Annotated in this window: 20 protein-coding genes and 1 riboswitch; of the genes, 15 read left to right on the forward strand and 5 right to left on the reverse strand. The window is 35.5% G+C overall.

Annotated elements, in window-relative coordinates:
* Positions 1-18: 18 nt before the first annotated feature.
* On the reverse strand, positions 19-492 hold the full coding sequence (locus tag CGC49_RS06300; RefSeq protein WP_095912150.1) for a lipocalin family protein: 474 nt from the start codon (positions 490-492) through the stop codon (positions 19-21).
* A gap of 189 nt (positions 493-681) precedes the next feature.
* Here CGC49_RS06300 and CGC49_RS06305 point away from each other — a divergent pair, with 189 nt between their 5' ends.
* Complete coding sequence (locus CGC49_RS06305; RefSeq protein WP_095912151.1) at positions 682-2,166, forward strand: cellulose synthase family protein; 1,485 nt, start codon at positions 682-684, stop codon at positions 2,164-2,166.
* Between the two features lie 105 nt (positions 2,167-2,271).
* On the opposite strand, the gene CGC49_RS06310 is transcribed toward CGC49_RS06305, so the two are convergent.
* Both CGC49_RS06310 and CGC49_RS06315 read right to left on the reverse strand, forming a co-directional pair.
* Complete coding sequence (locus CGC49_RS06310; protein ID WP_095912152.1) at positions 2,272-2,958, reverse strand: transporter; 687 nt, start codon at positions 2,956-2,958, stop codon at positions 2,272-2,274.
* 156 nt (positions 2,959-3,114) lie between these two features.
* The gene (locus CGC49_RS06315; RefSeq protein WP_095912153.1) at positions 3,115-3,486 is read right to left on the reverse strand and encodes a hypothetical protein; all 372 of its coding nucleotides are present in this window, start codon (positions 3,484-3,486) and stop codon (positions 3,115-3,117) included.
* Positions 3,487-3,866: 380 nt separating this feature from the next.
* Between CGC49_RS06315 and CGC49_RS06320 the strand changes: the two genes are divergently transcribed.
* From CGC49_RS06320 to CGC49_RS06380, 12 genes are all read left to right on the forward strand, one after another.
* The gene (locus CGC49_RS06320; RefSeq protein ID WP_095912154.1) at positions 3,867-4,439 is read left to right on the forward strand and encodes a carboxypeptidase-like regulatory domain-containing protein; all 573 of its coding nucleotides are present in this window, start codon (positions 3,867-3,869) and stop codon (positions 4,437-4,439) included.
* Between the two features lie 360 nt (positions 4,440-4,799).
* Positions 4,800-8,063, forward strand: coding sequence for a type I restriction-modification system endonuclease (gene hsdR, locus CGC49_RS06325; RefSeq protein WP_095912155.1), 3,264 nt, complete (start codon positions 4,800-4,802; stop codon positions 8,061-8,063).
* Between the two features lie 27 nt (positions 8,064-8,090).
* Positions 8,091-8,447, forward strand: a complete 357-nt coding sequence (locus CGC49_RS06330; protein ID WP_095912156.1) for a four helix bundle protein — start codon at positions 8,091-8,093, stop codon at positions 8,445-8,447.
* A 90-nt stretch (positions 8,448-8,537) separates the two neighbouring features.
* The gene (locus tag CGC49_RS06335) at positions 8,538-9,005 is read left to right on the forward strand and encodes a hypothetical protein (protein WP_095912157.1); all 468 of its coding nucleotides are present in this window, start codon (positions 8,538-8,540) and stop codon (positions 9,003-9,005) included.
* A gap of 70 nt (positions 9,006-9,075) precedes the next feature.
* Positions 9,076-10,278 carry an IS256 family transposase gene (locus CGC49_RS06340; protein ID WP_095893597.1) on the forward strand — a complete coding sequence of 401 codons (1,203 nt, stop codon included), beginning with the start codon at positions 9,076-9,078 and terminating at the stop codon, positions 10,276-10,278.
* A gap of 112 nt (positions 10,279-10,390) precedes the next feature.
* Positions 10,391-10,705, forward strand: coding sequence for a hypothetical protein (locus CGC49_RS06345; protein WP_095912158.1), 315 nt, complete (start codon positions 10,391-10,393; stop codon positions 10,703-10,705).
* A complete protein-coding gene (locus CGC49_RS06350) occupies positions 10,705-11,148 on the forward strand; it encodes a hypothetical protein (protein WP_095893750.1) in 444 nt (147 codons plus the stop codon). The genes CGC49_RS06345 and CGC49_RS06350 overlap by 1 nt, the downstream gene beginning before the upstream one ends.
* A gap of 100 nt (positions 11,149-11,248) precedes the next feature.
* Positions 11,249-12,664 carry a type I restriction-modification system subunit M gene (locus CGC49_RS06355; RefSeq protein ID WP_095912159.1) on the forward strand — a complete coding sequence of 472 codons (1,416 nt, stop codon included), beginning with the start codon at positions 11,249-11,251 and terminating at the stop codon, positions 12,662-12,664.
* A 38-nt stretch (positions 12,665-12,702) separates the two neighbouring features.
* A complete protein-coding gene (locus CGC49_RS06360) occupies positions 12,703-13,713 on the forward strand; it encodes a YhcG family protein (RefSeq protein ID WP_095912719.1) in 1,011 nt (336 codons plus the stop codon).
* Between the two features lie 27 nt (positions 13,714-13,740).
* Entirely contained in the window at positions 13,741-14,742 is a 1,002-nt protein-coding gene (gene rhuM, locus CGC49_RS06365) for a RhuM family protein (protein WP_095912160.1), read from the forward strand.
* A 373-nt stretch (positions 14,743-15,115) separates the two neighbouring features.
* Positions 15,116-16,318: an IS256 family transposase gene (locus CGC49_RS06375; RefSeq protein WP_095912161.1), complete on the forward strand. Its 1,203-nt coding sequence runs from the start codon at positions 15,116-15,118 to the stop codon at positions 16,316-16,318.
* A 333-nt stretch (positions 16,319-16,651) separates the two neighbouring features.
* Positions 16,652-17,083, forward strand: a complete 432-nt coding sequence (locus CGC49_RS06380) for a hypothetical protein (RefSeq protein ID WP_042005449.1) — start codon at positions 16,652-16,654, stop codon at positions 17,081-17,083.
* A gap of 68 nt (positions 17,084-17,151) precedes the next feature.
* Here the strand turns inward: CGC49_RS06380 and CGC49_RS06385 are convergent, their stop codons facing one another.
* Both CGC49_RS06385 and CGC49_RS06390 read right to left on the reverse strand, forming a co-directional pair.
* Entirely contained in the window at positions 17,152-18,465 is a 1,314-nt protein-coding gene (locus CGC49_RS06385; RefSeq protein WP_095912162.1) for a serine hydrolase, read from the reverse strand.
* 161 nt (positions 18,466-18,626) lie between these two features.
* Positions 18,627-20,798: a TonB-dependent receptor gene (locus CGC49_RS06390; protein WP_095912163.1), complete on the reverse strand. Its 2,172-nt coding sequence runs from the start codon at positions 20,796-20,798 to the stop codon at positions 18,627-18,629.
* A gap of 97 nt (positions 20,799-20,895) precedes the next feature.
* A riboswitch (TPP riboswitch) is annotated at positions 20,896-20,988 on the reverse strand.
* A gap of 179 nt (positions 20,989-21,167) precedes the next feature.
* Between CGC49_RS06390 and CGC49_RS06395 the strand changes: the two genes are divergently transcribed.
* Entirely contained in the window at positions 21,168-21,662 is a 495-nt protein-coding gene (locus tag CGC49_RS06395; protein ID WP_042005451.1) for an RNA polymerase sigma factor, read from the forward strand.
* Between the two features lie 24 nt (positions 21,663-21,686).
* A complete protein-coding gene (locus tag CGC49_RS06400) occupies positions 21,687-22,481 on the forward strand; it encodes a hypothetical protein (protein ID WP_042344655.1) in 795 nt (264 codons plus the stop codon).
* Positions 22,482-22,486 lie beyond the last annotated feature (5 nt).

Raw genomic sequence — 22,486 nt, forward strand, 5'->3', positions numbered from 1 at the left:
TCTATTTAAGTTTTTTAGCTATTTTATAAAGTTCATCGAAATAACAAAAGGCTTACCATCAACGCGTAAGGTCTGTTCCCAAGTCATTTTATCGTCAGAAAGATATGCCAAGTGCATACGAATCCCCTGATTCGTTTCCGACTGATATTTTTCATTGGTTGGTTTCAGTAAAAAATCGTAATAGCCTGATGATTTATCAATTTCTTGTACTGTGAAAACGAAGTTACGTTGTCCCGTTGAACAATCTCCATTCTCAATCGAATATGTTCCACGATTGTTGTTCGGAACGAATTTCCATTTACTTCCCTCGAAACATTCTTTGGAAGTGTCGTTCAACAAAGTGATGTCATATTTTCCTGTTTGGTTGTAGGTTACGGATTCCAATATCCACTCCCCTTTAATTGTTTTGTTTGCGACTCTTGATTCCTTGGGTTTGTTCCCTCCACAAGCAACCAAAAGCATGGCAAACAATAGAAATGTAAATTTCTTCATCTTTTTTTCGTGTTATATTAGTGAGGCAAAGATAAGCATTGTTTTTTAGTTCGTAGAATAATTAACGAAAAATTAACTGATTACGAAATTAATTTCTTATTTTCCTCCAAAAAAAATATGGAAAAAAACGGAGCATAAGACAAAATACATATCTTTGCAAAATATTTCTTATTAACATTTGAGTACCCTATGGAGTTGATTATCAATTACACCCTTGTTGCGATTTACGCAGTGGCATTAATACTGATTTTTTTGTATAGCCTCTCAATGCTTAATCTGTTATTCAACTATCTGAAACACAGAAAACAAAATGATGAGTCACCCAAATTCAATCTGCTCGATCCTAAGGAAATACCGTATGTAACGATTCAGTTACCTTTGTACAATGAAAAATATGTAGTAAAACGGTTGTTGGAAAATATCGCCCAATTGGAGTACCCAAAAAATAAATTGGAAATACAGGTTTTGGATGATTCTACGGATGAGTCTGTGATTGAAACAGCTGTTATTGTGGAAGACCTTCAAAAAACAGGGTTAGATATTCAGCATATTCGCCGAGCCAATCGCCAAGGCTTTAAAGCAGGAGCTTTGAAAGAAGGAACGGCTATAGCCAAAGGAGATTTCATTGCTATTTTTGATGCGGATTTTATGCCACAGCCCGATTGGCTAAAAAAAACAGTCATTTACTTTAAGGATCCTGAAATAGGCGTAGTTCAAACTCGTTGGGGGCATCTAAACCGAAACTACTCCATCCTAACTAGGATTCAAGCCTTGGCCTTAGATGTTCATTTTACATTGGAACAAGTAGGTCGAAGCTCAAAAGGACATTTCATAAACTTCAACGGAACGGCGGGTATTTGGAGGAAGGAATGTATTTATGATGCGGGAAATTGGGAAGGCGACACCCTAACCGAAGACTTAGACCTCAGCTATCGCGCACAACTTAAAAATTGGAAATTCAAATATTTAGAAGATGTTGAAACTCCTGCTGAGTTGCCTGTGGTTATTTCAGCAGCTCGTTCGCAACAGTTCCGTTGGAACAAAGGAGGAGCTGAAAATTTCAGAAAATCGATGATGCGAGTGCTGTCTTCAAAAAATATTGGTTGGAAAACCAAATTCCATGGAGTGATGCATTTGCTTAATAGCTCAATGTTTCTGTGGGTATTCATCGTTTCGATACTCAGTATTCCCGTACTTTACATCAAAAATACCTATGGGCATTTGGATTGGCTATTTCAAATAACCAGTTTCTTTATTCTAAGTACCATTATCCTTTTTATTTGCTATTGGGTAACCTATAAAAATCTGCAAGGCAAAACCTTCGACGATTTCCTGAGTTATGTCACACTATTTTTTACATTTTTCTCAGTAGCATTAGGATTTTCATTCCACAATACTATTGCTGTTTTGGAAGGGCATACTGGTAAAAAAAGTGAGTTTGTGAGAACTCCTAAGTTTAATATCAGTTCACTGTCCGATAGTTGGAAAAACAACAAATATATCAATACAAAACTGTCTCCAAACATGATTTTTGAATTCATGCTGATGATATATTTCATTTTCGGATTGTACAGTGCCGTTCGATTGAATGATTTCGGGATGTTCCCTTTCCATTGTATGCTAACATTAGGATTCGGTTTTGTTTTTTTCAAGTCGTTGACTTCAAAAGCATAATATATCCTACCTAAGGGTTGTTGCGAACGGAATCACTTTGTGATTTCTGACTTATAGGATCTGTCTTTAGTTTTCTTTCACACAGAGTTTTTAGGGTTGCCTCAATCAAAAGAGGTACGAAAACCCCGTGGTTACAAAAAAGTCCGCTGAAGAACTGAACAAAGCACGTCCAAAAGCAACATCTATCTGAAATTTAGGGTTCAACATATATAAAACTCCTGTGTCAATGTTGTGTGAAGGGAGTGTTTCTGCATTGAAAACAGCAAAATATTCTACAAAAAGATATACTTCTTTCAAAGGAGCATATCCTACTTGGAATGTGGTGGTTAGGTTCTGAAACTTTTCTGCTGTGCCGATATTGTATGCCAGTAAAAATTGTTCTGATAAGGTGTTTTCAAAGGCTAAACATACATCGGGTTTAAAGGTTTTGTCTCTGAAATCATATCCTCCATATCCAACCAAGGTGATTGATGGAATCCATTCATTTTCAGATAATAGATGTTGTTTTACGCTTACAAAAAGATTGTCAACTTGCCACTTTTCACTCTTTATTTTTGAAATATCCGTGGAAAAACGTACTTCTGTTCCTTGCCATAAACCATAGCGTAGCATCAAATTATCCGCAAAAGAATTCTCTGCGAACGTAAATCCGTTCTCAAACTGTAATTTCTTGGGAGATAGTGTATAGACCCCTTCACTCTGGTCTGGTCGATCGGTATTGATTTCGTCCAAATCTTGTGCTAAAATAGGTATACTACTGATAATTAGTATAATAAAAAATAATTGTTTCATTCTTATATGGAATTTATTATTTTGAGGCGTGGAGTGAAAGTAGTAACGGGGGCAAAGCTAGTATTTAAAAATCAAGTAAACAAAATTCCAGAATTTTTGGGGTGAAAATATTCTATTGTGCTGATTAAATGCTATTACCCTTTATGCAGAAACTTATTATTTTACCAATTTGAAACTGATGACGTTGAAGATAGTACCTCCGTTGACGATGCTGTGATCAATTTCCTTACATGAAGGTGTGACAGATTCATAACCCGAAGGTAATTCACAACAGATTTTGTACACATAGGTGTCATTTTGGATTGTATAGTTAAACTCTCCTTTATGATTGGTATGAATCGTCTCATAGTTCGAATATCTCGTCGCAGCGTAATGTCCTATCTTCCCACGTAAAATTTGAATCTTGACATTTGATATTCCTTCTCCAGATTCGTTCGACACCTTTCCTGATACGTATATTCGTAAATCTTGTTCTTTACTGCTACAGCCTAAAATGGCACAACAGATTGCTAATAAAAAGAATCTCATATTTTTAATAATCTTTTTTGTAATAAAAATGCGTTGATAAAGTATTATCAAGTTCTCAGTTCAATTGTAAACTTAATCGTAACTGATTTTTTTGAATCAGTTTTTAAGTTTTTACCTCATAAACATTCCTTACTTTTGGCAAAGAAAACAAAAAACAAGATAGAAACAAAGTGAAAATTAATTTTTGTTATCATTTGCGCATAGAATAAACGATAAAACTACTTCATTTTAAACAAGGACAACAATTACGTTTTTCCTTAACATTTCCTTAAACTTTTGATTACTTGTCAGTAATAATTTCGTGATGTTTTTATAATATACTCATTACGTTCATTTTACATTTACACTGTAGTTTTGCCACAGAAAAAAATGATAATAGTATGAACAAAATTTTATGCGTTTTTTCCATGTTTTTGGTTACTATGCTTAGTGCTCAAACCAAAACAGGAGTGGCAGGAGTAGTGACCGATCAAGAAATGGACGGAGAGCCATTGTCATTTGCCAGTGTGATTGTTAAGGGTACAAGTAGAGGAACAACTACTGACCTTCACGGAAAGTTTGATTTGAATTTAGAGGCCGGGGATTATACGCTATTGGTAAGTTTTATGGGGTATGAAGAAAAAGAAATTCCGGTGAAGGTAGAGACAGGAAAGAGACTACAAATCGAAGTCGGTTTAAACTCTGCAGGAGTTGGTTTGGAAGAGGTCGTAGTACAATGGAATGTTAATAGAGAGGCGGAAAGCGTACTTTTGGTTGTAATCGACCTTGTCGATTTGAAAGACGGAAAAGGGGGCGGTGTTGCTACGGTTTCATTCACAAACTCTTTAACAACAGCTATTTCAGGAAAGGAATCTAATATGGATGCAGATAACATCAATTCTCAAATCACAATTAAAGACTCAAACAAAGGTTGTTCAACATCTATTTTTGGTTGGACAAGATATAACTTTTAAGGTTGCTTCAAGTTAATTTTCCTTCATAAGCGTGAACAACAATCCCACACGGATTGTTGTTCTTTTTATAATTCTAATTGATAGTTAGTTATACTGTTTGCTTTTGAGTTACTATAAAACGTATCTCTTAAAATTTGAAATATAGAAAGTAATTAATAACCCGATTGTTTTTGTTAAACTTATTTGTTTTGGGGTGTATTTCAGAAAGATTTTTATAGTTAGAAAAGTAGCTTTCATATCGACAAAAAATTATATTTCTCAAAAGGATTTTATTCAAATAATTTGTACTTTTGTGGCTTTACTTCCGATAAATTTACATTATGGGAAGTTCTTCTGAATTAACCGCTCAAAAATAAAACTATGAACTCAAATTTTATTTTTTTACAAGAAGATCATAATTTACTATACAATATCGCCTATTTATCTGAAAAAAATCTCTATTCCGACCCCAATACTTGTATGTTTAAACTTCGGCAGTTTAGCGAAGTGATGATTAATGAAATTTATCAGATTGAGCATATTCAGTTACCGTATGAGGGAAATCAGGCTACTAAAATCAATACGCTCAAAAAAGAAGGCATTATAGAGCCTATCATCGCCGATCTTTTTCATCAACTTCGACTCAAAGGAAACGATGCTGTACATTCGGTGTACGCCTCGCAAAAATCTGCCGAAACTTTGCTTAGAATGGCTTACCAATTGGCTCGTTGGTTTGCGTTGTCGTATGGCGAGGGTACCAAAGGACATTCGGAATTTGTATTGCCCGAAAAAAATACCATTTCCGTAGAAGATTTGAAAACGGAAAAAGAATCCCAGGAAAAACAGATTGAGACCCTTCAAAAGCAATTATTTGAACTTCAAAAACAGAAAGAATATTTAGAAGAAAGCCAATCCAAAGAATTTTTATCGGCACAAAAAGAACGCGTGAAAAAATCGCAAAAATACGCAGGACAGCTCAGCCTTTCCGAAGCGGAAACGCGAAAAATCATTGATGCTCAACTCAATGAAGCGGGTTGGGAAGCGGATTCTATTCACCTTACATATTCGCAAGGCGTTCGCCCTAAAAAAGGAAAAAACATCGCTATTGCCGAATTTCCCACCGATAAAGGCAACGCCGATTATGCCCTATTTGCAGGTTTGAAATTAGTCGGAATTGTAGAAGCCAAGCCTGAACACAAAGACATTTCCGCTATCATCACCAATCAGTGTAAGGATTATGCAACACACATCAAATCAGAACATTCTGAATACATTATTTCCCAATGGGGAGCTTATCAAGTGCCTTTTGTCTTTGCCACCAACGGCAGAAAATATTTAAAGCAATTGGAGACCAAATCGGGTATTTGGTTTTTGGACACACGCCGAAATGATAACATTCCCAAGGCGTTACAAAGTTGGAAAAGTCCGCAAGGCTTATTGGAAGATTTGGAAAAAGACATCGAAAAAGCCAACCAAAAACTCGCCGAAACGCCTTACAATTTGTTAAGAGACAAGGACGGACTCAACTTGCGTGAATACCAAATAAAAGCCGTAGAAACCACTGAAAGAGAATTACTTAAAGGCAAATCGTCAATTTTACTTTCAATGGCAACTGGCACAGGAAAAACGCGTACCCTTTTGGCGATGATATATCGTTTTTTAAAAACCCAACGCTTCAAACGCATTTTGTTTCTAGTGGATAGAACCTCGCTCGGCGAACAAGCACACGATGTATTCAAAGAAGTTCGATTGGAAGATTTGCAAACCTTAGCAAATATCTACAATATCAAAGGATTGGAAGATAAAACTATCGAGCGAGAAACCAAAATTCACTTGAGTACGGTGCAGGCGATGGTCAAACGGATTTTGTACAACGAAGGCGAAAATGTCCCGTCGGTTTCCGATTATGATTTGATTATCATCGACGAAGCCCATCGAGGCTATACCCTTGATAAAGAGATGGCTGACGATGAATTGGAGTTCCGCAATCAGGACGATTTTATCAGCAAATACAGAAGCGTAATTGACTATTTCGATGCCGTGAAAATCGCCGTTACCGCTACCCCTGCCCTCCATACTACCGAAATTTTCGGAAAACCGGTATTTGAATACTCGTACCGTGAGGCGGTATTAGACGGATTTTTAGTGGATTATAATCTTCCGCATCAAATCATTACGCAATTGCGAAAAGAAGGCATTCATTACCAAAAAGGAGATACTATTCAAATTTTTGACCCTGAAAAAAATGAAATTACCGATTTTTCAGAAATTGAAGACGAACTCGATTTTGACATCGAACAATTTAATAAAAAAATCATTGTAGAAGATTTTAACCGAGTGGTACTCAACGAAATCACCCAAGACCTCGACCCTGAAGGACAAGGAAAAACGCTGATTTTTGCCGTAGATGACCAACACGCCGACCTCATCGTAAAAATTCTCAAAGAAATTTATGCCGAGCAAGGTATTGATAATGATGCAATTAAAAAAATCACAGCAAATGACTCGATGGGTGGAAAAAAACGCGTCTTGGAAGCCATCAAGCAATTCAAGAACGAAAAATATCCGAACATTGCCGTTACGGTGGATTTGCTCACCACAGGAATTGATGTGCCTGAAATCACCTCGTTGGTGTTTTTACGCCGTGTGAAATCAAGGATTTTGTTTGAACAAATGTTAGGGAGAGCCACGCGTCTTTGTCCGAAAATTAATAAAGAAAATTTTGAAATTTACGACCCTGTGGGCGTTTTTGAAAGCATTGTAGATTTTACAAAAATGACGCCCGTAGCTACCAATCCGTCTGCCTCTTTTGAGGATATTATCGATGGAATTAACCACAACGGCGAGACTTCTTCGGTGAAAAAATATGTAAATCAGCTCATTGGAAGATTGCAAAGACGAGTAAAAAATATTGTAAAACAAGACGAAGATTATTTCCTTAATTTACAGAAAACAACACCACAAGAGTTTATCCGAGAACTGAAAGAACAACCCATTGATGAGGTAAAAATCTTTATCCAAAACCATAAAAAAGCGATTGAATTTTTGTTTCATTCCAAATCAAAATCAAATCAATACAAAATCATCAGTGATAAAACCGACCAAGTTGCCGAACGCTACCAAGGCTACGGCGGAGCGGAACAACGCCCCGAGGATTACATCGAAGCCTTCAGAACTTTTATCACGGAAAATCAGAACCGAATAGCCGCTCTCAGCATCCTCTGCTCCCGACCTAAGGAACTGACACGCAACGAACTGAAAAGCCTCCGATTGGAAATGGAACAGGCGGGCTATTCCATCAGGGAAATCAACCACGCTTGGAACAAAGCCAAAAATGTGGACATCACCACGGATATTATCGGTATCGTTCGTACTTTGGCGTTGGGCAGTGCTTTGGTGGATTATTCCGTTCGCTTAGAAAATGCGTTTAAGAAACTCAAAAACCATCGTCAATTCACGAAAATTGAAGAAAAATGGCTCGACCGCATCGAAAAACACCTCGTCAAAGAACAATTCATCGACCACGAAAGTTTTAACACGGGAGCATTCAAAAACGAAGGTGGCTACGAAAAAATAAACAAAGCCTTTAAAAATCAGTTAGATGAAATCGTAGATGAGCTGAAGGAATATCTTTTTGTTGTTTAATTGTAAATTATAAATTGTTAATTGTAAATGAAAGAGAATATTATAAAAGAGAAAAGTTTTGCTTTTGCTATTCGTATTGTAAAACTTTATCAATATTTACAAGATAGCAAGAAGGAATTTGTTTTGTCTAAACAATTATTAAGAAGTGGCACGAGTGTAGGGGCAATGGTACGAGAGGCAGAGCATTCTGAATCTACCAATGATTTTGTTCATAAACTTTCCGTTGCTCAGAAGGAAATTAACGAAGTGTTATATTGGTTAGAATTGTTATTTGCAACTGAATATATCAATAAAACTGAATATGAAAGCATAAATAACGATGCTGTTGAAATCATAAAAATAATCACAAAAATATTAAAAACCACGAAGAAAAAACATTTATAATTGTAAATTGTTAATTATAAATGATTAATGATTAATAGTTTTACAGGATTGTAGAGAAAAAATATTGAAAATATATAAAATACAAAAATTATGTCTGATAAACTATCATTTTATTTCTTGCAACTGATAGAGGAAGCTAATAATGGAATTGAAAGATTTAAAACAATCAATGAAAACACCTTCGATAAATTAGAAGATTATTTTCATATTTTGCACAATGAAATATTCTACGAAATAATCGTTTCAAAGCATTCTGATTATATATGGATTAATATAGATTATGGTAATCCTATGCCAAAAGATGAGAATCTTACTAACATAATTACAGGTAATAAACTACCAAACAAAAGAGAAGATGATGAAGTAGAGCTTACAAGTCAATTATTTATATTATATCACTATCAAAATAATATTTTATACGTTTCAAACATAAAAAAAATGAAGTTTATAAATGAAATTTTATCACAAAAACTTGATAAAAAATTTATTGTGAAAAAACAATTTAAAGGAGTATCCCATAATCTGTGTAAGTTGAAAAGTTATTCTGAAATTTTTTGAGCCCTTAAAAGCTCAAAAAAAATTTCGGAAATAACTTTTTAACTATTTTTGACCCATAATTTAAACAGATATGATTAACAAGGAAGAATTGCTCAACAGCAAAGAATTTTACAAGTCATTTAAGACTGCTGAGGACTTGACAGGTTTCTTTAAAGAGCTCCACAAAAAAGCGGTGGAACATATGCTCAATGCCGAACTCGACGTTCACTTGGACAACGAAAAACACGACAAAACTAAAGATGGAAATTATCGTAACGGACACACTTCCAAGAAGATAAAAACTTCCTTTGGCGAAGAACAAATCCAAGTTCCTAGGGATAGAGACGGTAGTTTTAACCCAATGTTAGTCCCTAAACGCAAGAACGTTATCGATGGTTTGGAAAACATCATCGTATCGTTCTATGCCAAAGGAATGAGCGTGAGCGACATCGAAGAACAAATCCAAGAAATGTACGGCTTTGAAGTATCAACTTCCACAATATCAAGGATTACCAATGCGGTTACCAATGAAATGGTCGCTTGGCAGAACCGCCCGTTGGACGAGCTGTATCTGATTGTTTGGATGGACGGCATCGTTTTTAAAGTTCGTGAGAACTCAAAAGTTGTCAACAAAACCATTTACCTTGCTGTGGGCTTGAATCGAGAGGGAAAAAAGGAAGTTTTAGGAATGTGGCTCGGAAAGAATGAAAGTTCCGCCTTTTGGATGAGCGTTCTCACTGATTTAAAGGCTCGTGGAGTGGAAGATATTCTCATTACTGCCACCGATAATTTAAACGGATTTACGCAAACCATTCGCACGGTTTTTCCCCAATCACAAACGCAAATATGTGTGGTTCATCAGATTAGGAATGCTTGTAAGTATGTGGTTTACAAAGACAGAAAAGAATTTACAGCCGATATGAAACACATCTATACTGCCCCTAACAAGGAAGCTGCCAAGGTTGCTTTGGAAGATTTTGCCCAAAAATGGGAGTCAAAATACGGCTATGCTATCAAATCTTGGTATGACAATTGGGACGAATTGACCGTATTTTTCGATTTTCCGTTAGAGATAAGAAAAATTATTTACACAACCAATCTTATTGAGAATCTGAATGGTAAGATTCGGAAATACACCAAAAACAAGCTGTCTTTCCCAACAGACGAAGCTGTGCAAAAGTCCGTTTTCTTGGCTTTGAGAGAAGCTACCAAAAAGTGGAGTATGCCTATCCAAAATTGGGGGATTGTCTTGAACCAATTTATGCTTATATTTGCACAAAGACTCAAACTATAAAAACTTAACCCCAACTTTTTAACTTACACACTTAGAGGGATAGTGTCATTTAAAAACTCAAGATGAATTTATCAAAACTCTAAAATCTGTATCAGAAATAAGTTTTACAGATGTGAATAATTTATTCAATGATAATGAGCAAAGAAAAGCTTTAAAAGATTTGACAGGAACTGATGCTCCTGAAAAATTTAAAATAACTGCTCATTATTCCAACAACTTTCTCAATATCAATTTTTTAAAAAAATTACTAAACAAACGAGGAACAAATTCTTCGTCATTAGTTATTAAAGGTACAGACGAAAATAATTTTAACTTTGTATATAATCAACATAATTTTGTGAAGTTAACTGAAATTAATTGCAAGAGAAAATCAAATGGAAAGTTTGATTCAGAAGATGTATTGAATAACCTATTAAAAAGTATATAATGAAAGGAAAAGACAAACAAAAATTGATAATTATAATAATAACATCTATATTATTAGGATATTTTGTTATTCCATTTTCATTTGATGGTTATTCAGATATTATTACTTTTTTATCAATTATGATAGGTTTCAAAATAACATCTTTTTCGTTAGTTTTTAATTCCAAATTAAAAAAATTACTTTACGATAGAAAAATTAAAAATTATGAAACAGAGTTGCATAGGATAATGTACTTGTATAAGGCTTCTATATATTTTGAAGTTATTTCTGTCATAATAATTTTTATCATACCAGAATTTTATTATGAAATGAATATCAGAAGTTTTAGATTAGAATTTGGAAAAAATTTAGTTGTTTTACCTATTTTATTAGGTTCACTTTTTTGTTTTAAAGTATTGTTTGATGATTTATTAAAGATATTCACATATCCAACAAATGAATAAATACAAGGAAAAAAGCAGAGAAAAATATACTAAAACTCAATTTCGGAGATGAATACAACTAACAATTTACAATTAACCATTAATAATTAACAATTACCCCGTGAACAACCAAGAAATCGTATCGAAGCTGTGGGCTTTATGTAATGTATTAAGAGATGATGGCATCACCTATCATCAGTATGTAACGGAACTGACTTATATTCTGTTCCTAAAAATGGCAAAGGAAACCGATACCGAAAAGGAAATTCCTGAGCTGTACCGTTGGGACAAACTCGTAAAACAAGACGGCATCCCCCTGAAAAAGTTTTACAAAGAACTTTTGGAGCATTTGAGCGAAGAATGTACGGGACGCATACGCGAAATTTATGGCGGTGCAAAATCGAATATTGAAGAGCCTAAAAATCTTGAAAAAATCATCAAAACCATTGACGAACTCGATTGGTATTCTGCTAAGGAAGAGGGCTTGGGCAACTTGTACGAAGGACTTTTGGAGAAAAACGCCAACGAAAAGAAATCGGGAGCGGGGCAATATTTCACCCCGCGTGTGCTGATTGATGTCATTACCGAGCTAATTAACCCAAAAGCGGGTGAGCGATGCAACGACCCTGCCTGCGGAACTTTCGGATTTATGATTGCCGCCGACCGACATATTAAAAATCAGACCGATGACCTTTTCGATTTGTCCGAAGAAGAGCAAAATTTTCAAATCAATGAAGCCTTTACAGGGGGCGAACTCGTACACGAAACGCACCGCTTGGCACTGATGAATGCGATGCTCCACGACATCAAGGGCGATATAAAATTGGGTGATACGCTTTCTTCCGAAGGTAAAAAAATGACAGGTTTTGATGTGGTACTGACCAATCCGCCCTTTGGTACAAAGAAAGGTGGTGAAAGAGCTACTCGCGACGATTTAACCTTTCCGACTTCTAATAAACAGCTCAACTTCTTGCAACATATCTACCGAAGTTTGAATGTGAATGGTCGTGCAGGTGTCGTATTGCCCGATAATGTTTTGTTTGTAGACAACGACGGCGAAAAAATCCGTAAAGACCTAATGGACAAGTGCAATTTGCACACTATTTTGCGTCTGCCTACAGGGATTTTCTATGCCCAAGGCGTGAAAACCAATGTGCTATTTTTTACCAAAGGTAAAACCGAAAAAAACAATACCAAAGAAGTTTGGATTTACGACCTGCGAAGCAATATGCCGAATTTTGGGAAAACCAATCCTTTGAAATACGAACATTTTCAGGAGTTTATCGAATGCTATTGCGAAGACGATTTCAGCAAGCGAAAAGAAACCTATTCGGCTGAAAATCCGCAAGGACGATGGCGAAAATACACCATAGAAGAAATTATAGCACGCGATAAAACTAGCTTGGACGTCTCTTGGCTCAAACAAGGCGAAGAAATCGAAGACATTCCCCTTGATGAACTACTTGAAAATATCGAAGAAAAAGCTACCAATATTGTGTCGGCAGTAGAAAAATTGAAGTTAATGATTAAGGATTAATGCTTAATTGTTAATGTTTAATGATTACAACAAATGTTATGAGTAAAGAACTGACAAATACTACGGAATATCGCGAGATACTGAGCCAAGCCATTAGCCAAATTCACACCACACGCACCATTATTGCTCAGCAGGTAAATAGTGCTGCCAATTCGGTGTATTGGAATTTGGGAAAAATCTTATCAGAAAGGCAATTGGCAGAAGGCTATGGCAGTGCCGTGGTGAAACAACTCTCAGTTGATTTAAAAAACGAATTTCCTGATATGGGATTTTCGCCACGAAACTTATGGGATATGAAACGCTTCTATGAGCGTTATTATCAGGCAGATGAAAAACTGCGACGCTCTGTCGCAGTTTTGCCTTGGGGACATAATTTACTGCTTTTAAGTAAGGTAGAATCCTTAGAAGCTGTGGCATTTTACGCTAATGAAGTGATTACAAAAGGATGGTCGAGAGATTTGTTGCTCAATGCTATAAAAATGGACACCTATACACATACAACAAAACAATTGCCTACCAACAATTTTGCTACCACACTTCCTAAAATAAGTGCCGAATATGCCAATGAAGTATTTAAAAGCTCCTACAATTTAGCATTTTTAGGAATTACTGAACCCATAAAAGAGCAAGAATTAGAAAAAAGATTGACCGAAAAAATTCGTTCTTTTATATTAGAATTAGGCAAAGGTTTTTCGTTTATAGGCAATCAATACCGATTGGAATACAACCAAAAGGAATATTTTGTAGATATGCTTTTTTTCCATAGAGGGTTACAATCTTTGGTAGCCATAGAGCTGAAAATAGGAAGTTTCAAACCCGAATATGTAGGAAAAATGAATTTTTACCTTTCTCTTTTAGATAGATTAGAAAAAGGCGAAAACGAAAATCCTTCTATTGGCATTATCCTTTGTGCAGATAAAGACCATTTGGATGTGGAAATCGCCTTGCAAGACATTGCCAAGCCCATAGGCGTTTCGGACTATCAATTTTTATTGCCAAAAGAAGAATTACAACATTTGGTAATGAACGAAATGAAAAATAATGGTTAATGATTAAATGAACAATTAAAAAAAGTTATGGAACAACAAAATATCATCATTTACAAGACCCAAGACGGCAAGGCTAAATTAGCACTTTATGCCCGAGATGGTTCGGTGTGGATGAATCAAAGTCAAATTGCAGAACTTTTTGACACCTCTAAGCAAACAATAAGTTATCATATACTTAACATATTGGAAGAAAATGAATTAAATGAAAATTCAGTTGTCAAAAATTATTTGACAACTGCTTCTGACGGAAAAAATTATGAGGTAACTTTTTATAGTTTAGATATGATTTTAGCTATCGGCTTTCGAGTGCGAAGCAAACGCGGTACGCAGTTCCGACAATGGGCAAACCGAAACCTCAAAGAATATTTAATAAAAGGTTTTGTGATGGATGATGACCGACTGAAAAATCCTGATGAACGCCCCGATTATTTTGATGAATTATTGGCTCGTATTCGCGATATTCGTGCCTCTGAAAAACGATTTTACCAAAAAGTGCGTGATTTGTTTAAATTGAGCAACGATTATGATAAAACCGATAAATCTACGCAAATGTTTTTTGCCGAAACCCAAAACAAGCTCCTTTATGCCGTAACACACCAAACCACAGCCGAAATTGTGGCAAGCCGAGCCAATACCGAAAAACCCAATATGGGGCTTACCTCTTGGAAAGGAAGTATCGTGCGAAAAGGAGATATTTTTACTGCAAAAAATTATCTGACCGAAGACGAAATTGATACCCTCAATCGCTTGGTAGTCGTGTTCCTCGAAACAGCCGAACTCCGTGCTAAAAACCGACAAGACATTACAATGGATTTTTGGAGACAAAATGTGGATAAAATCATCGAGTTTAATGATAAAAAGCTCCTTAAAGGTAAAGGGGCTATAAGCAACGCCCAAATGGAAAAAACAGCAAGCGAAATCTATGAATATTTTAACCAAAGACGAAAAATAGCCGATGCTGAGCAAGCCGATTTGGAAGACCTCAAACAAATAGAACTATTGGAAAAACAAGTGAAAAGCAACAAATAATTTATTAATGGTTAATTATAAATGATGAATTAACCATTTACAATTAATAATTAACAATTTAGAAAAGTGAACACCCAACAGCTCAGATAAAAAATACTTGACCTTGCCATTCGTGGGCAACTTGTACCGCAAGACGACAAAGACGAACCAGCATCAGTATTATTGGAAAAAATCCGTGCAGAAAAACAACAACTCATCGAACAGAAAAAAATAAAAAAAGATAAAAAATCATCTTATATAACTTCTGAAAAAGGAGTATCCCATAATCTGTGTAAGTTGAAAAGTTATTCTGAAATTTTTTGAGCCCTTAAAAGCTCAAAAAAAATTTCGGAAATAACTTTTTAACTATTTTTGACCCATAATTTAAACAGATATGATTAACAAGGAAGAATTGCTCAACAGCAAAGAATTTTACAAGTCATTTAAGACTGCTGAGGACTTGACAGGTTTCTTTAAAGAGCTCCACAAAAAAGCGGTGGAACATATGCTCAATGCCGAACTCGACGTTCACTTGGACAACGAAAAACACGACAAAACTAAAGATGGAAATTATCGTAACGGACACACTTCCAAGAAGATAAAAACTTCCTTTGGCGAAGAACAAATCCAAGTTCCTAGGGATAGAGACGGTAGTTTTAACCCAATGTTAGTTCCTAAACGCAAGAACGTTATCGATGGTTTGGAAAACATCATCGTATCGTTCTATGCCAAAGGAATGAGCGTGAGCGACATCGAAGAACAAATCCAAGAAATGTACGGCTTTGAAGTATCAACTTCCACAATATCAAGGATTACCAATGCGGTTACCAATGAAATGGTCTCTTGGCAAAACCGCCCATTGGACCACCTGTATCTCATCGTTTGGATGGACGGCATCGTTTTTAAAGTTCGTGAGAACTCAAAAGTTGTCAACAAAACCATTTACCTTGCTGTGGGCTTGAATCGAGAGGGAAAAAAGGAAGTTTTAGGAATGTGGCTCGGAAAGAATGAAAGTTCCGCCTTTTGGATGAGCGTTCTCACTGATTTAAAGGCTCGTGGAGTGGAAGATATTCTCATTACTGCCACCGATAATTTAAACGGATTTACGCAAACCATTCGCACGGTTTTTCCCCAATCACAAACGCAAATATGTGTGGTTCATCAGATTAGGAATGCTTGTAAGTATGTGGTTTACAAAGACAGAAAAGAATTTACAGCCGATATGAAACACATTTATACTGCCCCTAACAAGGAAGCTGCCAAGGTTGCTTTGGAAGATTTTGCCCAAAAATGGGAGTCAAAATACGGCTATGCTATCAAATCTTGGTATGACAATTGGGACGAATTGACCGTATTTTTCGATTTTCCGTTAGAGATAAGAAAAATTATTTACACAACCAATCTTATTGAGAATCTGAATGGTAAGATTCGGAAATACACCAAAAACAAGCTGTCTTTCCCAACAGACGAAGCTGTGCAAAAGTCCGTTTTCTTGGCTTTGAGAGAAGCTACCAAAAAGTGGAGTATGCCTATCCAAAATTGGGGGATTGTCTTGAACCAATTTATGCTTATATTTGCACAAAGACTCAAACTATAAAAACTTAACCCCAACTTTTTAACTTACACACTTAGAGGGATAGTGTCTCTGAAAAATCCCCATATCCTAAGAGATTAAAATTTAAAGTTTTCAATCATAGTCTTTTATTTACAGTTTTAAAAGTAGTTAGGTCACGATTTAGTAAACTAACTTTGTTTGTATCTGCCATATTACGTTACATATTAATTTTCAATATTTTTTAAAAGATAAAGTAAATGTCTTATTATGAGTAAATTATATTTTTATGTTTACTTTTTTGATTTAATTCTTACTTGAAAAAAACATCAATTCACAATTAATTCCTATCTTTGCTCAAACTAAATATTCATCAATATGTATTCAACGTTCCTTCAGGTTCATTCCCTTTTTGCGTATGTTGTTTTAGCAACAGTTTTGATAGCAACTATCAATGCAGCAATAGGTTTTTTTGTTAAACGTGAGTATGGCTCTAAAGATTTGAGAATAGGGCTTTTTGCGTTGATTTTTTCACATCTTCAGTTGCTTTTAGGATTAATTCTGTACGTAGTAACTCCTTTAATCGAAAATTGGAAAGCTGGTGGCGTTATGAAAAATTCGTACATACGCCAACTATTATTGGAGCACCCGATGATGGTTATCATTGGAGTTGTGTTTATTACCATTGGGTGGTCATTACACAAAAAACAGAAAACAAGCAATCGAGCTTTTGGTAAAATAGCTCTTTTCTATGCGTTAGGGCTTGTCTGCTTTTTGTCAAGAATTCCTTGGAGTAAGTGGTTAGCTTAGCATAAATAATTCACGAAAGATCAAGAAAAAACTATCTGAAAAAGAGTGATTTTTCAGATAGTTTTTCTTTATTCCTTATGGAAAACGGTTGTCGTGCCTCTTTGTTTTATTATAAATTGATATTCGTTGGGGACGAATTCTATTTCGATATTGGCAGGTTGAAAAGTAAATATATCTTTTGTTTTTTCAGTTAACGGAAAAGCTAATTGTCCTGTAGCTTGAGCCATTAACTGTCCGTCTTTCTTAAATATGGTTATTTTCAGAGGTGTCTCGGCAGAGGTATAAACTCCTTCATAGCCTACTTCTATGTTTTTATCTGATATTTTTTTTGTGAAATCGGGAATTTTAAAATCTTTGCCGAAAACAGCACTAAGTGCCGCTATATCAATGTCATTAGCAGTCATAGTTATTCCGTTTAAAACTCTCGCATAAGCTATCTTCGTTTCGGGGAAATATATCATAACAGACACGAATTTATCGATACCTCCCGAATGTCCATATCCTGTATGCTCATAAAACGGATAGGTAAATAATCCTAATCCAAATCCTCTTTCTATAGTTTGCATCTGTTTCAGGCTTTCTTTTGAGAGTAATTTTCCGTCAAATAGAGATTCGGCAAATGTTATCAAATCAGTGGGAGTAGAAATCAAAGCTCCTGCTCCTGAAACAAATGATAGGTGTGTTTCAGGTTCTTTAACCCATTCTTTTACGAATTGATACGACGTAGCTTCACCGTCATTAGTTTTAGCTTCGCCGCCCAAGTATGTGTTTTTCAACTTCAATGGTTTTACAATTTCAGACTCAATGATTAATGCCAATGGTTTTTTGTAGATCTCTTCTAAAATATAACTCAATAATACGTGGTTAGAGTTGCTATATTCCGTTCTACTGCCTGGTGTAAAAGCAGGTTCAAACAAAGCAATTCTTTCTAACATATGCTCTTTTGTCTGTTGTGTGGTATGCCAATTGAAATAATCTTCAGCCGATGTGAAATTGAAAATACCGCTTTGATGTGAAAGTAATTGTCGGATGGTTATGATATTTGCGTTAGGTATGTTCGGAAAGAAGTCAGACAAACGTTGCTCTATAGCTAATTTCTTATTTTCAATAGCTTTAAGAACTAATACGGAAGTGAATGTTTTAGTGATAGATCCAACTTGATAACGCGTATCGTTCGTTGCTTTCTGTTGTGTGTTGACATTAGCAAGACCTATGGATCTTTCGTAAATAATTTTACTATTTTTAGAAATAGCGAAACTTCCCATTGCCTTGTTATGTTGCTCCAAAGTTGTTAGGTAAGCATCCAACTTTTGTTTGTTGAATTGCTGTGCTACTGTGATTTGGCAAACAAATAGCAGAAAAATCTTTAATGGTGTTTTCATTTCCTTTTGAATTTTATTCCGTTAGTATTTAAATATGAAATTTGTTACAAAAATTGGATGATTATGAATGTAATTTATTTACAACTAATGTTTTACTAAAAATTCGGCTCTGTTTCATTTTTGAAACAAAGCCGAAAATTATTATAAAAATACAAATATATTTAGAATGAAACCGTTACTCCAGCCAAGAAATTTCTTTCGGCTTGTGGATAAAAACCTGTGGCTTCAATGGTTTTGATAACTCCAACCGTAGTCCAATCATCATCGTAAGTGTAATAATATCCATTAGAAATATATTCCTCATTGAGGATATTATTAACCAATAAGCTAAAGGTTACAGATTTTGCCCATTTTTTCATTGGAATTTGGTAATTTATGCTGAGGTCATTGATCAAATAAGAATTTAATTTTGATTTGTCAGCATCCGTGTTACTCATAAATTGTTCTCCAACGTATTTGCTGAATAAGCTTAATTGTAGTCCTTCCAAAGGGTTGAATGTTAATCCATTTCCAGCCACTATGTTTGGCGAATATGAAATATTCGTATTTCCCAAATTCACTAACTTTCCGTCAAAGTTGGTGTAAAAATCAATATTTTTGTTTTGGCTAAGCGTTACTGACGGTTGAATTTGCCATTTTCCGAGTTTTACAACCGCGTCAATTTCTACGCCCAATCGATAGCTTTTTCCACTATTTTCACGCACTGGAGCTCCTACATCGTTCAAAGCTCCTGTTAGTACCAATTGGTCTTGATATTGCATGTAGTATCCATTGATATTCAATGCTATATTTTCAGATTTGAATCGCCATCCTCCTTCAAAATCGTTTAGTTTTTCTGGGCGTGGATTGCCGTTTTCGTAGTCGTCACGATTCGGTTCGCGTTGAGCTTTCGCATACGAAATGTATAGTTGATTTTGAGTGTTTAATGAATATGTTACGCCTGCCTTCGGATTGAAAAAATCAAACGAGTCATTTACCAAACCTGTATCCTCACTGTTAGCTTTGTAATTTACGTTTCTAAGTTGCAAATCTCCAAAGAAAATCCATTTGCCAATAGAGTAAGTCGCTTTTAAAAAATTGTTTGCCTCTGTTTTAATAGCATCATCGCGGTAGTATTCCTGCTTGAAATTATATTTTGCAGGTTTTCTAACCCATAGAATCTCTCCAAAGTGATCGCCTACGTAACGATTGGCACTACTTCCGAAGGTAAAATCTAAATTTTTATTTTTGTAGTTCAATGAAAACACTGCTCCGTAAAAATCGTTATCCAAATATTTTCTGCGAATTAAATCTGATTTTGAAGATGTTACGCCTCCTGACTCAATTGGCTTGATGCCATGTTTGGATAGTTTTTGGTCTTTTTTATAGTTTTCATAATATCCGAAACCTTTGGTGTAGTGCAACGCAAAATTAGTGTTCCACATATTACTCCAACGTTGATTCCAATGCAGCTGAGCGTGATCCTGTTTGTAGTTGTCGGTTTCGTTGTCATAGAAAACAGTGTTTCCGTTGTTGTCCTTATGTTTCCCTGAAGGATTGTAACGGCGACCGTATTTTTTCATTTCGTCTTCATCAACGCCATTCCACGCCTGATAGGTTTTTTCGTTTCCACCAAATACCAATCCTTTGATAAGAGTTCCTTGATCAACAAAGGCTCCTTGTAAGAAGTAAGAATTTAATTTTGAGGAAGCACGATCAATATATCCATCAGAATATAATTTTGACAAACGTCCTGAAAGTTCAAAGGTGTTATTCATCAACCCTGTAGAGAATTTCGCTGTGTGCTTTTGAGTGTTGTAGCTTCCGTAAGAAGTTGATAGTAAAGCATTTGATTCATAAGAAGATGCGTCTGTAAGCATGTTCAAACTTGCTCCAAACGCTCCTGAACCGTTGGTGGACGTGCCAACTCCACGTTGTAATTGAATGTTTTCTACGCTGGATGCAAAATCTGGCATATTCACCCAAAACGTGCCGTGTGACTCCGAGTCGTTGTAGGGTATGCCGTTGATAGTTACGTTCACACGTGTAGCGTCACTTCCTCTAACTCGTATTCCAGTGTACCCTACGCCATTACCTGCATCACTGGTAGTTACTACCGAAGGCATAAAATTAAGTAAAATAGGAATGTCTTGTCCTAAATTGCGTTTAGCTAACTCTTTTTTGTTGATAGAAGAAAATGCAATAGGCGTTTTTCTGTCAGCCCGGACAGCAGAAACTAAAACCTCATCCAATTGGATTACATCCTGATTGATAGAATCTTTTTCAGACTCAATTGTTTGAGCATAAGCCGAAGTAATAAGGCTCATCGCTCCCATAAAAAATAATTTTTTCATCAGTAAAATGAAATTTTTACAAAATAAAAGAGGTAATTATTTTATGGAATGAATAAAAAAAGCCTGTTTCTGCTACCCAAAAAGCAAAAACAAGCCACTTATTATTGACTTCGTTTCCTTAGACTGCATTACCAGCCCAAGTTCTATGGGTATAATCTCAGCCGCAAACGCAGCACCCCTTTGAGACGGTCGCAAAAGTATAAAAAAAAGTTAATATATACAACAGAGGTTGTGATTAGCGTTTGGTCAACAGTATCAGTGATTAGCGCACAGAAGTTTATTCTAATTGCTTTCTTCCAATTAAAAAAAACATTTTCTTTGTAACAAATTTGATTTACCAAATACTAACCAAACAGAAATCAAAAAAAGATGAAGGCATTAGAAAAAGAATTTTTGGAACGGGTGCAGAAGCACAAGAGTGTACTTTTCAAAATTGCCAAGATGTATATGAATGACCCTGACGACCAAAAAGATCTGTTCCAAGAAATTACGTATCAGCTCTGGAAATCCTACCCAACTTTCCAAGAAAAGAGTTCTTTTTCCACGTGGATGTATCGCGTGGCTTTGAATACTGCCATCGTATTTTTGAAATCAGAAAAAAAACGAGGATTTATTTCCAATCACGAAAATTGGGAACAAATCAAAATTGTTGAGGAAGATTCCTCTGAAAAAGAACAACAAATAAAACAATTGTATGAAGCTATACAAAAACTAAATCCAATTGATAAAGCTCTTATTTTCTATTACTTAGAAGATTATTCTGGCAGAGAAATAGCAATGCAACTGGGGATTTCTGAAGGAAATGTCCGTGTGAAACTCAACCGAGCTAAGGCTAAACTTACCGAATTGGTCAATAAATCTTAATTAAATATCTAACACCTTTTAAAAATGAATATTGAAAACATTAAAAACCTTTGGAGCGAAGAAAAAGTAAGTCAAACTCCTGAAATTTCTATTGAAAAACAACAACAATTGCGTACACCTTTGGAGAAAATCCGAGCTAATATGGAAAAAGAATTTTGGTTTTCCGTATTCACATTAGCCGTAGTTGCAGGATTACTCTTCCTCTGTGAAACCTCAGAACAATTGTTCGTTTTTGGCGGATTGTATCTTATTTTAATATTAATTACAGCCTACTATTTCCGTAAGTTTTATTCGCTTTACAAAAGAATCAACACTCAGAGCTTCAGTACGTATCACAATTTATTGAACCTCAGATATGAATTGGTTTTAAACACGGAATTGTACAAATCGTACTACATTTCCTCTATCCCGATAGCTTTCTGTTTTTATTGGGCAATGAGTCCTACGTTTTTAAATGGTAATATCCCTCATCTGATGTTGGTAGCTTGTTGTATGGTTGTTTTTGTTATAGCATTGTATATTATTGGAAAAATGTGGCTCAAGGAAATGTACGGAAAATACATTGTTGAAATTTCAGATTTAGTAACCTCAATGAGCGATGAAAATGATGAATTTCAATTCGGTAGAGACTCATTGAATTCCGAAATAAGTTATATTTGGTACACATTGAGCAGGGGGTATTTCGAAAAAAAATTTGGTAAGGCGGGGAAAATAATTAATGGTATCCTTTGGGTATCGCTAATCTTGTTAGCCTTATTTATCGCGAGCTTTTGCGTAGGTTTTATTATTGGTTTTGCAGTAGCCTGGTGGGAAGGATAGTCCCA

Source organism: Capnocytophaga sp. H4358 (genome assembly GCF_002302515.1).
Classification (GTDB): Bacteria; Bacteroidota; Bacteroidia; order Flavobacteriales; family Flavobacteriaceae; genus Capnocytophaga; species Capnocytophaga canis.